9 protein-coding genes are annotated in these 13168 nt (G+C 63.0%); 8 read left to right on the forward strand and 1 reads right to left on the reverse strand.

Annotated elements, in window-relative coordinates; translation table 11 throughout:
• Positions 1 to 55: 55 nt before the first annotated feature.
• The 7 genes from dnaX (at position 56) to leuA (ending at position 8972) form a co-directional block, all read left to right on the forward strand.
• A complete protein-coding gene (dnaX, locus tag BANAN_RS01090) occupies positions 56 to 2608 on the forward strand; it encodes a DNA polymerase III subunit gamma/tau (RefSeq protein WP_014697149.1) in 2553 nt (850 codons plus the stop codon).
• A 30-nt stretch (positions 2609 to 2638) separates the two neighbouring features.
• Positions 2639 to 3241, forward strand: coding sequence for a recombination mediator RecR (gene recR / locus BANAN_RS01095; protein WP_014697150.1), 603 nt, complete (start codon positions 2639 to 2641; stop codon positions 3239 to 3241).
• A gap of 121 nt (positions 3242 to 3362) precedes the next feature.
• Positions 3363 to 4127 carry an aspartate kinase gene (locus BANAN_RS01100; protein ID WP_014697151.1) on the forward strand — a complete coding sequence of 255 codons (765 nt, stop codon included), beginning with the start codon at positions 3363 to 3365 and terminating at the stop codon, positions 4125 to 4127.
• Between the two features lie 72 nt (positions 4128 to 4199).
• Positions 4200 to 4766, forward strand: a complete 567-nt coding sequence (locus BANAN_RS01105) for an ACT domain-containing protein (RefSeq protein ID WP_004218521.1) — start codon at positions 4200 to 4202, stop codon at positions 4764 to 4766.
• A gap of 56 nt (positions 4767 to 4822) precedes the next feature.
• Positions 4823 to 5893, forward strand: coding sequence for an aspartate-semialdehyde dehydrogenase (locus BANAN_RS01110; protein ID WP_014697152.1), 1071 nt, complete (start codon positions 4823 to 4825; stop codon positions 5891 to 5893).
• A 155-nt stretch (positions 5894 to 6048) separates the two neighbouring features.
• Positions 6049 to 6678 (forward strand): DUF5701 family protein, encoded by a 630-nt coding sequence (locus BANAN_RS01115; protein ID WP_041776938.1) that lies wholly within the window; start codon positions 6049 to 6051, stop codon positions 6676 to 6678.
• A 380-nt stretch (positions 6679 to 7058) separates the two neighbouring features.
• On the forward strand, positions 7059 to 8972 hold the full coding sequence (leuA, locus tag BANAN_RS01120; protein ID WP_014697154.1) for a 2-isopropylmalate synthase: 1914 nt from the start codon (positions 7059 to 7061) through the stop codon (positions 8970 to 8972).
• Positions 8973 to 9118: 146 nt separating this feature from the next.
• Here the strand turns inward: leuA and BANAN_RS01125 are convergent, their stop codons facing one another.
• Positions 9119 to 11515, reverse strand: a complete 2397-nt coding sequence (locus tag BANAN_RS01125) for a transglycosylase domain-containing protein (RefSeq protein ID WP_014697155.1) — start codon at positions 11513 to 11515, stop codon at positions 9119 to 9121.
• A 309-nt stretch (positions 11516 to 11824) separates the two neighbouring features.
• On the opposite strand from BANAN_RS01125, the gene BANAN_RS01130 reads away from it, so the two are divergent.
• Positions 11825 to 12967, forward strand: a complete 1143-nt coding sequence (locus BANAN_RS01130) for an inositol-3-phosphate synthase (protein ID WP_004219311.1) — start codon at positions 11825 to 11827, stop codon at positions 12965 to 12967.
• Positions 12968 to 13168 lie beyond the last annotated feature (201 nt).

The following is a 13168-nucleotide window of genomic DNA, read 5'->3' on the forward strand; positions in this document are numbered from 1 at the left end:
TCCGGCAGGCATGCCGGCCACTCGGGCATACGCATTGCACACAGACGGGATTGACATGGCATTGGCGTTGTATCGCAGGTATAGGCCCGACACCTTCGAAGGGGTGATCGGGCAGGACCAGGTTACCGTGCCCCTCATGCACGCCTTGGATGAGAACAAGCTCACCCACGCATACCTGTTCTCCGGGCCGCGAGGATGCGGTAAAACGAGTTCCGCACGCATTCTGGCACGGTGCATCAACTGTGTGAAGGGCCCCACCTCGCACCCGTGCGGCGAATGCGACAGCTGCAGGGACCTGGCGACCGGGGGACCCGGCTCGATCGACGTGGTGGAGATTGACGCGGCGAGCCACAACAGCGTGGACGACGCCCGCGAACTGAGGGAGAGGGCCGGGTTCGCCCCGGTGCGTGACCGCTACAAGATCTTCATTCTCGACGAGGCGCACATGGTGACCCCGCAGGGCTTCAACGCGCTCCTCAAGATCGTGGAGGAGCCGCCGGAGCACCTCATGTTCATCTTCGCCACCACCGAGCCGGACAAGGTGATCGGCACCATACGCTCACGCACCCACCACTATCCGTTCCGTCTGGTGCCTCCTGAGATCATGACCCCGTATTTGGAGCATGTGTGCGAGCAGGAGCACATCGAGACCGAGCCCGGTGTGCTCAGGCTCGTCACGCGTGCGGGCGGCGGGTCGGTGCGAGACACGCTTTCGGTGCTCGACCAGCTCATGGGCGGCTGTGTGGATAACGACATCACCTACGACTCCACCGTGGCGTTGCTTGGTTTCACGCCGGACGCACTGCTCGGCGAGGCGATCGATGCGATCATCGAGCAGAATGGCGCCAAGCTGTACGGCATCATTCAGAAGGTGATCGTGGCCGGGTTCGATGCCCGCAGATTCGTCGAGGACCTGCTTGCGCGCACACGCGACCTGCTCGTGCTCACACTCGGCGGCGATGAGGCCGAGCATGTGCTCAGCGATGACGCCGAAGCGGAGGACATGAGCGACCTTCACCGGCAGGCCGATGCGCTGGGACTGCAACAGCTCACCGCCATGGCCGAGATTATGGACGACACCTTGGGGCACATGGCCGGCGCAGCCTCGCCGCGTATGCGACTGGAGCTGCTCGCCGCCAAGCTGCTGGCCGGCAGGGCCTCGGGCTTCGCCACGGAGGCTCCGGCACTCGCCGGTGCAGGGGCGCGCGGTTCATCTGCTGCCCCCTCGGCTCCGCAGGCATCTGCCCGCGGCGGGTTTGTCGACGCACAGCAACCCTCCGGTTTCAACGATGGCACCACTGCAGCGCAGTCCGGGCATGGCACCCCCACCCAAGCTGCCGCTCCCACTGCCGCGTCGCAAGCCACCCAGGCCGCCGCCGCGGAGCATGATGCCGATTCGCAGCCGAAGGCAGCCTCGAACGTGCCCTCGATCCCGGAGGACATTCAGCACAACGGCACCGTGGATGAGCGCTGGGACGCCATTGTGGCGGCACTGCCGCTGGACGTGCGCGCCTACATCAACCGCGAGCGCGTGCCACGCGTGATGCTCGCCATGGACAGGAAATCCGGCAAGCAACGCTTGTGGATCAAGTTCGAGACCCCGCTCGACAAGTACGCCTTCGCACTGGCGGTGAGCAAGGAACCGATCGGGGGCACCACCAGCGTCGTCTCGATAGTGCGCACGCAGGTGCACAACGTGTTCGGCCCCGACGTCGCCTTGGCGCCCACCGAGAAGATGGCCAATGGTGAATCCGCCCCTCCGCTGAGCAAGCTGCCGCCGGAGGAGGCGCAACGGATCAAGGCGAAGCTGCTGCAGCAGTCGTTGCAGGGTATCGTCGCACACCCGCGCGAATCATCCGATTCCGCGCAGCAGGCCACCACGTCGGATTCCTCCAACGATGCGGAGGCGCATCAAGCCGCCGTCCCAGCCCCGGTGCCCACCGAGCCGTCGGGACAAGCCAACGGCGATGGTCCGCAGATGTTGCCGGACGACGACCCCTGGGCCCAACCGGTGAAGCCCGTGGGCCTGCGCCCTCAGGCATCGGACCCCGAGGGGCAGGCCCACGAGGAGCCGAACCGGCAGCAGCCAGCGCCGGAGCACCAGCACAAGCATGTAGCGGTGCCGGACGTCTCCGATGGCATAGACCCGTGGAGCATGCCGGTCGACGAGCACCCGCACATCGACTTTGGCAAGGTGCAGTCCATCGAACAGCAGCACGAGCGGCCCACACTCGCGCCCGTCCATGGCGACGACCCATGGAGTGCTATGCCGAATGGGCCTCAGGGCTTCGGCGCAGCGGCCCCTGTGATGGGCGGTCAGACCATGAGCATCGAGGATGCCTACGGCATGTCACCCCAGGGCATGCACGCGACGGATGCAAGATCCACGGGTGTGGCGGGCGGTGAATCCCAGCCGCCCGCACCGCAGGTCGATGCCGACGACGACGTGTATTCGATGGACGACGCCCATGTGCAAACGCATGATGTGATGGACCTGAAGGCCGTCGAGGAATTTTTCGACGTGAGCAAGGTTGAGCACTTTGCGGCCGACGATGCGAACAACCCGCTCAACCAGAAGCCGCGCCGAATGGAACACGGCGACTCGTGACGCCGCGTGGCATACGCTTGAGGAGGGTACATGGCATTGGCATACGACGGCGCCATTCAGCGGCTCATCGACTCGTTCGCGAGTCTGCCGGGCATAGGGCCCAAGGGCGCGCAACGCATCGCCTTCTATCTGCTGCAGGCACCAGATGTGGAGTCGCAGCGTCTCGTCGATGCGATCAACGAGGTGAAGGAGAAAGTGCGGTTCTGCGAGGTCTGCGGGAATGTGTGCGAAAGCAGCCCGTGTACAATCTGCTCGGATCCGCGTCGTGATCACAGCACGATCTGCGTGGTGGAGGAGCCGAAGGACGTCATGAGCATCGAACGCACGCGCGAATACCGCGGGCTCTACCAGGTGCTGGGCGGCGCCATCAACCCGATGGCCAACGTTGGCCCGAGCGACCTCAACATCGCGCAGCTGCTCAACAGACTCCACGACGGCGAGGTCAAGGAGATTATCGTGGCGCTCAACCCGAACATCGAGGGCGAGGCGACCACCACCTACCTGAGCCGCCTGCTCGCGCCGCTCGACATCAAGGTGACGCGTCTGGCGAGCGGTCTGCCGGTGGGCGGCGACCTCGAATACGCCGACGAAATCACGTTGTCTCGCGCGCTCGAAGGGCGTCGTGAGGTGTGAGCGGGCGTGCGGGTTTCGCATCGTGAGCCGAGAATGAGACACCTCCCAGAGCATTCATATAATAATCGTGCTTCGTGCGTACACTGAAAACAAATCGGCAATCTCACAGAGGGAATGGGTTGTGGCTCTTATCGTACAGAAATACGGCGGCTCGTCGGTGGCCGACGCCGACTCGATCAAACGAGTGGCACGCCGCATCATCGAGACGAAGAACGCCGGCAATGACGTCGCCGTCGTGGTCTCGGCGATGGGAGACACCACCGACGACTTGATCGACCAGGCCATGAGCATCGACTCGAACCCGCCTGCCCGCGAGATGGACATGCTCATGACCGCAGGCGAACGCATCTCGATGAGTCTGCTCGCCATGGCGATTCACGCCGCCGGTTCGCACGCCTACTCATTCACCGGTTCGCAGGCCGGTTTCATGACCGACGCCCGGTTCGGCGCCGCCCATATTCGCGCCGTGAACCCCGACCGTGTGCGTCGCGCGCTGAACAAGGGCAGTGTCGCGATTGTGGCCGGATTCCAAGGACAGAGCGAACGCGGCGACGCCACCACGCTCGGCCGCGGCGGTTCCGACACCTCCGCCGTCGCCCTGGCCGTCGCGCTCGGCGCCGACGTGTGCGAGATCTACACCGACGTCGATGGCGTGTTCACCGCAGACCCGCGCATTGTGCCCACCGCGCGCCGCATCCCGGCGATCGGCTACGACGAGATTCTCGAAATGTCGTCGTGCGGCTCCAAGGTGCTCGCACTGCGATGCGTGGAGTATGCGCAGCGGTTCAAGATGCCGTTGCATGTGCGCAGCTCGTTCTCGCACCGTCCGGGCACGCTCGTGCTGCCCGACGGTGTGGACCCGAACAGCCTGCCGAACGTGCGGTAATACGGAATCTGCAAACAGATTATTCAATACAATACGAGTTTTTATATAAAAATCGGAGTATGGAGACAGACAATGAGCGACAATACCGATCAGTCTTTGGGTGACCTCTTCCCAGACCTTGGTCAGGAAACGCCGATTATTTCGGGCGTGGCGCACGACAACAGCGAGTCCCTCGTCACCGTGCGCGGCGTGACCGACGAACCGGGCATGGCCGGCAGGGTGTTCACGCGCCTCGCCGAGCTCGGTGTGAACGTCGACATGATCGTTCAGGCGGGCGCCTCCACCGGCACCGCCGACATCTCCTTCACCATCCCCGGCTCCGACGCCGCCCGAGTGGAGACGGCGCTCACCGCCGCGCAGGACACATTGGGCTACAAGTCGTTCGACGTCAATCCGAACGTGGGCAAGGTGGCCGTCGTGGGCGTCGGCATGAAAACCCACTCCGGTCTCGCCGCGCGCTTCTTCCAGGCACTGAGCGAGGAGGGCATCAACGTGCTCATGATCTCCACCTCCGAGATCCGCATCGCCGCCCTCGTGCCGCTCTCGCAGCTCAACGACGCCGTGCGTGCCCTGCACAGCGCGTACGGTCTGGACGCCGACAAGGTTGAGGCCGTCGTCTACGGCGGCACCGGCCGCTGAGCGGAATCTGCAAACTCACAACAAGGTATTCGGCGGCAGCCGGAAAAGGAGCCGAAATGGTACAGATCAACGATCGTGGCGTCAATGTGGCGGTATTGGGCGCAACCGGCCAGGTGGGCATGGTGATGCGCCGCGTGCTCGACGAGCGCGACTTCCCGGTGAAAGACCTGCGATTCCTCGCCTCCGCGCACTCCGCGGGCAAGGTGCTCAACTGGCGTGGGCACGACATCACGGTGGAGGATGTCGCAACCGCCGACCTGAGCGGCATCGACATCGCGATCTTCTCGGCGGGCGGCGGCACCTCCAAGGCGTGGGCGCCGAAGTTCGCCGAAGCGGGCGCCTATGTGATCGACAACTCCTCGCAGTGGCGCATGCACGACGACGTGCCGCTGGTCGTGGCCGAGGTGAACCCGGACGACCTCGACGAGATCCCGACCGGCATTGTGGCCAACCCGAACTGCACGACCATGGCCATCATGCCGGTGCTCAAGCCGCTCGCCGACAAGTTCGGCCTGAAGCGCCTCATCGTGAGCTCCTACCAGGCGGTGTCGGGCGCGGGCCGCGCGGGTGTGGAGCAGCTGATGAACGAAGCCAAGGCGGCCGTTGACCAGGGCGCCGACAAGCTCGTGTTCGGCGGCAACGCCATCGACTTCCCGGAACCCACCAAGGTGGCGCGCACCATCGCGTTCAACGAGGTGCCGTTCATCGGCGACATCGTGGACGACGGCTCCCAGGAGACCGACGAGGAGCAGAAGCTGCGCAACGAAAGTCGTAAGATCCTGCATCTGCCCGATCTCAAGGCCTCCTGCACCTGCGTGCGGGTGGGCGTGTTCACCGCACACGGCATGAGCGTCAACGCCGAGTTCGAGAACCCGGTGAGCGTCGAGGAAGCCAAGAAGGTGCTCGAGAGCGCCCCCGCCGTGGAACTCACCGACATCCCCACCGCGCAGCTCGCCGCCGGCAAGACGCCGAGCTTCGTCGGCCGCATCCGCGTGGATCAGGCCGTCGACGACAACAAGGGTCTCGCGTTCTTCGTCACCAACGACAATCTGCGCAAGGGCGCCGCGCTCAACGCCGTCGAACTCGCCGAGATCGTCGCGCGCAAGCATTTCGCAGACCAGCTCTGAGACATCCCGTAACAGTTTCAACACCCCGAAAAACAATGACATCCCGTAACGGTCGGTCATACCGGACTGGCCCTTACGGGATGTCATTGTTCTTACGGGCTAGGGTTTTGCTTACGGGCTAGGCTTCGCACATGGATGTGGCTAAGCTGGGAAGCATGTCAATGGCATCGATCGAAGCGAACAAACAGTTGGAACGACTCGTGGCGCTCGGCTACCCGGACGTGGCCGACATGAGCGGAGACGCATTCCGCGCGCTGGCGCGCCCGCTCATCCGCGCACTTGAGCGCAGCGATCTGGGCGCCGATATACTGCTCGTGCCCACACGCGAACTCGTCACTCCGGAATCGCTGATCGCGCGCACCAGCATAGATCGCATGGCCGGCTTCACCACCATGCCGCCGCGCGACATAGTCAGCTTCCTGCCCACCGACGGATTCGAACCGCCGGAAGGCCCGTTCTACCTGGTCATCGAACCGCACACCGGCACCTGTTATACGAACCGCGAGCCCGACGTGGCGCGCAAGCTCATCGAATCCGACGAACGTCTGCCGCTCACGCTTGAGGAGGGCCTCGCCATCGCCACGCAGCATCCGGAATGGCTGCTTGAGAAGAACGGATTCAATCTGCTGGGCTCGCGCAGTGCCGACGGGCGCGTGCCGAGCATCTGGATGAGCCAGAGCGCCCCTCGACTCGGCGCCGTCTGGCCGAACTCGCGCCATACCTGGCTCGGCAATGCATACTGCATCGCGCGTCGCGGTGTAAGTCTCATCGAAGGGCGCGGCTGAGCGCGGCGTATTTTGAGGAAGTCTCCGTGCGTTGCGTTGCGGAGAGGTCCAGGGATGGCATATTTTACGGAGACTTCCGTGCGCCGTGCTGTTTTTGGTAACTTCTGCGGTCAGATTCTCGGATGCTTCCGTGAGATGTGCCGCGGCGGAGTCTGAAAACGGCAGATTCTACGGAGCTTTCCGCAGGCGATGCCGCAAGCGGTGCCACAGCCCGTGCCGCGCGGCGCGAATTGTAGGCAATGTTTGTAAAATCCCTGCGTGGGATGGCCGAAATACGGACTGTCGCAAGCCCCTCCCTTGCTAGCGTGTATATGGTTATTGTTTACGCGCGCGTGCGCGTCACGAAATCTGAAAATTTTACACTCTCGAAGGAGGAGAAGATGGGTCAGGGTCAATCTTCGGTGTTTGATCTCGCCGCCGTTGCCGCGGCATCCAATGGAGGGAACAACGACCCGCTGCTGCCTCCGGCACGGTACATTGGCGCCCCGCAGAAGCCGAGCGATATGCCGTACACCAAGTACGTGGCATACGACAAGCAGGTGCCATTCGACTACCCGGAGCGCACATGGCCGGGCAAGCGGCTGCACAGGGCGCCGCGCTGGTGCTCGGTGGATCTGCGCGACGGCAATCAGGCACTCGTGAACCCGATGGACTCCGAGCGCAAGCTGCGTTTCTGGAACATGCTCGTCGACATGGGATTCAAGGAGATCGAAGTCGGCTTCCCGAGCGCATCGGAAACAGATTACGACTTCATTCGCATGCTCATCGAGCGTGAACTCATTCCCGACGACGTGACGATCGTCGTGCTCACGCAGGCCCGCGAGCACCTCATTCGTAAGACATACGAATGTCTGCACGGCTGTAAGCGCGCCATTGTGCACTTCTACAATTCCGTCTCCGTGCTGCAGCGCGAGGTCGTGTTCCGCAAGGACCGCGCGGGCATCAAGAAGCTCGCCACCGATGCGGCGCACCTGTGCAAGGAACTCGAGGGCGACGCCGAGGGCATCGACCTGTACTACGAGTATTCGCCGGAATCGTTCACCGGAACCGAGCCGGAGTACGCGGTGGAGGTGTGCAATGCGGTGATCGACGTGATCAAGCCCACGCCCGAGCATCCGATGATCATCAATCTGCCCGCGACGGTGGAGATGACCACGCCGAACGTGTTCGCAGACGAGGTCGAGTATGTTTCCAACAATCTGCGCGACCGCGATGCCGTGGTGCTCTCGCTCCACCCGCACAACGACGAGGGCATGGGCGTCGCCGCGGCCGAACTCGGCATGCTCGCCGGCGCGGACCGAATCGAAGGCTGCCTACTCGGCAACGGCGAGCGTACCGGCAACGTGGATCTCGTCACGCTGGGCCTGAATCTGCTCACGCAGGGCATTGACCCGCAGCTCGATCTCTCCGACATGCCGGGCATTCGCAAGACCGTCGAATACTGCAATCAGATTAAGATTTCCGAGCGTCACCCGTACGCCGGCAACTTCGTGTTCACCGCGTTCTCCGGCTCGCACCAGGACGCGATCAAGAAGGGCCTCGAAGCGCGCGAAATCGCCGCCGACATGGCGGGCGTGGACGTGGAGAACTTCGTGTGGCTCGTGCCGTACCTGCCGATCGATCCGAAGGACATCGGCCGTTCGTACGAGGCGATCATTCGCGTGAACTCGCAGTCCGGCAAGGGCGGCATGGCCTACCTGCTCAAGGCGAACCACAATCTCGACCTGCCGAAGAACCTGCAGGTGGAGTTCGAGAAGGTGGTGCAGCAGCATGCCGACACCACGAAGAAGGAAGTCAAGGATGCCGATATTTGGCATCTGTTCAAAGATGAGTACCTGCCCGTCGAGGAATCCGGCGCGATCGAGGCCGGCGAACTGGTCGCCGACACGCATGACGAGACGCTCGACCAGTGGGGCCGTCTCAAGCTGCTCAAGGTGAGCATGTCGTCCGGTGAAGACGGTTCCGACACTCGCCTGACCGCCACCGTGCTCGACCGCGGCATCAACGTGGGTCGCGAGCCCGAGGTGACGCGCGAGATCGAAGGCACCGGTAACGGTCCGATTGCCGCGTTCCTGGACGCGCTCAATAGCTTTGGCGTCGTGGCTTCCGTGCTCGATTACGCGGAGCATACGATGGGCGTCGGCTCGGACGCGCGCGCCGCTTCCTACGTGCAGTGCGAGGTCGGTCAGGAAGACGAGGAGAAGCGCGTCGTGTGGGGCGTGGGCATCGACTCGTCGATCATCACGAGCTCGCTCAAGGCGATCATCTCGGCGATCAACCGCTCTAACCGCTGACGTTGCGGCGCTGCCGTTGTGTTGACGCTGCACTGACAGCCGGTCGGCGAATGCGCCATGCCGGCCGTCGACATGTGAGTAAAAGCATGTGAGCCTATGCGAAAGCCGCGGGTGTTGTGCCCGCGGCTTTCGCATAGGTGGCTCCGCTATCGCTGCGATTGCTCACCGTTTCCGGTGTTGTTCTGGCCGCCGCTGTTGCCGCCGCCATTGCCGTTCTGGTTGCCGGAGTTCCCGGAATCGCCGGAATTCGAACCATTGTTGTTGCTGCCGTTGTTGCTGCCGTTGTTGCCGCCGGTTCCACCGCCGCTATTGCCGTTGGTGTTGCCGTTCTCGGGCTGCGACTGCTCGGGGCTCTTCGTGTTTTCCGGCGTGGTCTGCTGCTGCTCGTTCTGCTTCGCATCGCCGTTGTTCGAAGATTCGTTCGAGGTGTTGGAATCGTTCGACTCCTGCTTGTTCTGCGAATCCTGCTGCTGCTCGTTCTGCTGCTGTTGCTGCGTGCCATTGTTTGTGCTCGGCACGTACCGCTGGCCGCCCAGACCCCAGTCGCCGTTCGGGCCGCCGATCTTGCCGTTGTCGACCGGCGTGGCGAAGGTCTCCGCCGGCTGCCCGGCGAGCGCCTGCGCCATGAACTCGGTGAACAGATGCGACGGGTAGCCGGTCGAGCTCACGCCGTAGCCCGCGAATTCCGGCACGATCTGCGATTCGCCGTTCTCGCCCGGATTCCAGATCGCCCACACGTTCATCAGCGACGGCGTGTAGCCCACGAAGGAGGCCGCCGTCTCGTCGTTCGCCGTGCCCGACTTGCCCGCGACCTGCCGGCCGAGCGTGGCCGCCGTGCCCGCCGCGGTGCCGTATTGCGTGGTGCCGAGCATCGCGTTCTGCACGAGCATGCAGTCGTTCGCGTCGAACACCTGCTTGGTGCCGAGGTTCGGCTTGTACATCTCCTTGTCGCCCTTGAGCACGCGGTCGACAATGTGCAGCGTGTTCTTCGTGCCGTCGTTCGCGATGGTCGAGTGCCCCTGCGCGAGATCCCACACGGTGAGCGAGTTGATGCCGAGGATGTTGTAGAGCGTGTCTTCCTGAATGTCGCCGGTGATGCCCGCGTCATGCGCGATCTGCGCGAACTTCTTCGGCGTCAGGTGCTGGTTCACGTTCATGAACACCGTGTTCACCGAGTTCGCGGTCGCCTGCTTGAGGTTGATCGTGCCCCAGCTCATGTTGAGCGCGTTCGGCACCTCCGCCCACGTGCCCGGCGTTGTCTCGAAGCGTTCGGGCGAATTGCCGTTGAACATCGTGTTGAAGTTCACGTCGTCCATTGCGGCGCCGAGCAGGCCGAAGGGCTTCATGGTGGAGCCCGGCTGGAAGTTCGCCTGCGTGGCGTTGTTGAGCTGGTGCTTGAGGTAGTCGCTGCCGCCGTAGATCGCCTTCACCGAGCCGGTCTTCTGGTCGAGCGCGATGCCGCCCACCTGAATGCTCTCCGGCATGCCTTCCGGCCGGTCATCTCCCACCGTCTGCATGATCTTCTGCATGTTCGGGTCGAGCGTGCTCACGATCTTGTATCCGCCGGTCTCGAGCTCGTCTTTGGTGAACGCCTTGCTCGCCACGAGCTCGTTCTCCACGGTGGTGAGCAGGTAGCCGTTCGGCCCGGCCAGATCGTTGCTCACCGACACCGGCTTCGTCTCGGGGAACTTCGCCTCGCTGGCCTGCTGCCCGGTGATGTAACCGTCTTCGCGCATGATGCCGATCACACGCGTGAATCTGCTTTTCGCCTGCTCCGGGTTCACCGCCGGGTCCCACATGCTCGGTGCCGGGATGATGCCGGCGATCATCGCCGCCTCGTCCACGGTGAGGTCCTTTGCCTCCTTGCCGAAGTACGCTTTCGCCGCCGCCTGTATGCCGTAGGCGCCGCGGCCTAGGTAGATCGTGTTCATGTAGTTGCACAGCACCTGCTGCTTGTCCTGCGAATTCGCGATCTTCATGGCGAGTATGGCCTCGCGAATCTTGCCCGAATACGAGGTGGTGTCGCCCAGATAATACCGTTCCGCATACTGCTGCGTGATCGTGGAGCCGCCCTGCCGCGATCCCGTGGTCAGATTGTTGTACAGCGCGCGCGCCATGCCCATGATGTCAATGCCGCCGTTGCGGTAGAATGAGCGGTCCTCGGAGGCGACAATCGCGTTGCCCACGTAGTCCGGCAGCACGGAGCAATCTATGATCTCGCGGTTCTGCTCGGAGAACGAGCCGATCTCGGTGGTGCCGTCGTTGTAGTAGACCGTGGTTTTCTCGGCGATGGCGACCTTCTCCGGCTGCGGAATGTCAGTGGTCACATACAGGTAGGTGAACAGGCCGATGCCGATCGCCAGCAGACCGCCGAGCACACCGAGCAGAATCTTCCACCACATTCCTTTTTTGCGGTTCGTGCGCTTCTTCGGCCCTTTCGGCGCGTTCTGTCCGCGCTTGGGCGCGCGGTGCGACGTGGACGCCTTGTGCGCGGCGCGCGGCGAGCTTGAGCTTGAACTGACGGTACGTGCTTGGTAGACCATGCGTTCCACGGTAGTCAAAGACCCTGAAAAAACTCAAGAATACAAGAGGAATCTGCACAAGCCAACCCGCGGTGTGCGGTTTCGGCAAGCGCGCTGGTCGGCGGTGGGTCAACAGATTGCGCGGCGGGTGTCTGGCTGCCGCGGGACTGTATTCTCAGCGCGAACTTACGAAAGCGTAGCTTTGGCGGCGTTTTCCAGCATACCGACTATCTTCGGTATATATCTCTCGAATTGCTTCGTGGGGATAAGAAGGTATGCTTAAAGGCGGAAAATCGCTCACGAGTAACACAGATTAGAGGAGTCGTTTCAATGAGCATTCGCGTGGCTATTGCCGGTGTGGGTAATTGCGCCTCGTCACTGGTGCAGGGTGTCGAGTATTACAAGGACACCAAGGACGAAGACAAGATTCCCGGCCTCATGCACAACAATTTCGGCGGATACCGCGTTCGCGACATCGAATTCGTGACCGCGTTCGACGTTGATGCCGACAAGGTTGGCAAGGACCTCTCCGAAGCGATCGGCGCCTCGCAGAACAACACGATCAAGTTCGCGGATGTCCCGAACCTCGGCGTCGAGGTGCTGCGCGGACCGACCCACGACGGTCTCGGCGAGTACTACCGCGAGATGATCACCGAGAGCGACGAGGAGCCGGTGGACGTGGCCCAGGTGCTGCGCGACAAGAAGGTCGACGTGCTCGTCTCCTACCTGCCGGTGGGTTCCGAAGAGGCCGACAAGGCCTACGCCCAGGCCGCCATGGATGCCGGTGTGGCCTTCGTCAACTGCCTGCCCGTGTTCATCGCCTCCGACCCTGAGTGGGCCCAGAAGTTCCGCGATGCCGGCGTGCCGATCATCGGCGACGACATCAAGAGCCAGGTCGGCGCCACGATCACGCACCGCGTGCTCGCCCGCCTGTTCGAAGACCGCGGTGTGCGCCTCGACCGCACCTACCAGCTCAATGTGGGCGGCAACATGGACTTCATGAACATGTTGCAGCGTTCGCGCCTCGAGTCCAAGAAGATTTCGAAGACGCGCGCCGTCACCTCCGTGGTGCCTCACGAGATGGATCCGCACAACGTGCACATCGGCCCGTCCGACTATGTGGCATGGCTCGACGACCGCAAGTTCGCATTCGTGCGCCTCGAAGGTACGACCTTCGGCGATGTTCCGCTGAGCCTCGAATACAAGCTGCAGGTGTGGGATTCGCCGAACTCCGCCGGCATCGTGATCGACGCCGTGCGCGCCGCCAAGATCGCCCTCGACCGCGGTCTGGCCGGCCCGGTGCTCGCGCCGTCCTCCTACTTCATGAAGTCCCCGGCCGTCCAGCATGAGGACACCGAGGCCCGCCAGCTCGTCGAAGCCTTCATCAAGGGTGACGTCGAAGCCAACGAGGAGGAGCTCAACGCCGATGTCGCAGCCGCCAAGGCCGCCGGCAAGGACGTATGGAAGGCCTGATTCGGCTTCCCGTAGCCTATGCAACCGTGGAAAGGGTGACGCCTACGCGTCACCCTTTTGTTTTCCCTACGCAATTCCTCCTTTGCGTAATCGGGGACATCTGCAAGTCTCTATCTGTCCCTTTTTATGCAGACGGATTTACGCAGACGGGTACGGGTGCGCGCGTTGGGTTGGCATTGGGGCAGGGATGGTGTACACTGG

The sequence above is a fragment of the Bifidobacterium animalis subsp. animalis ATCC 25527 genome (assembly GCF_000260715.1).
GTDB lineage: Bacteria > Actinomycetota > Actinomycetes > Actinomycetales > Bifidobacteriaceae > Bifidobacterium > Bifidobacterium animalis.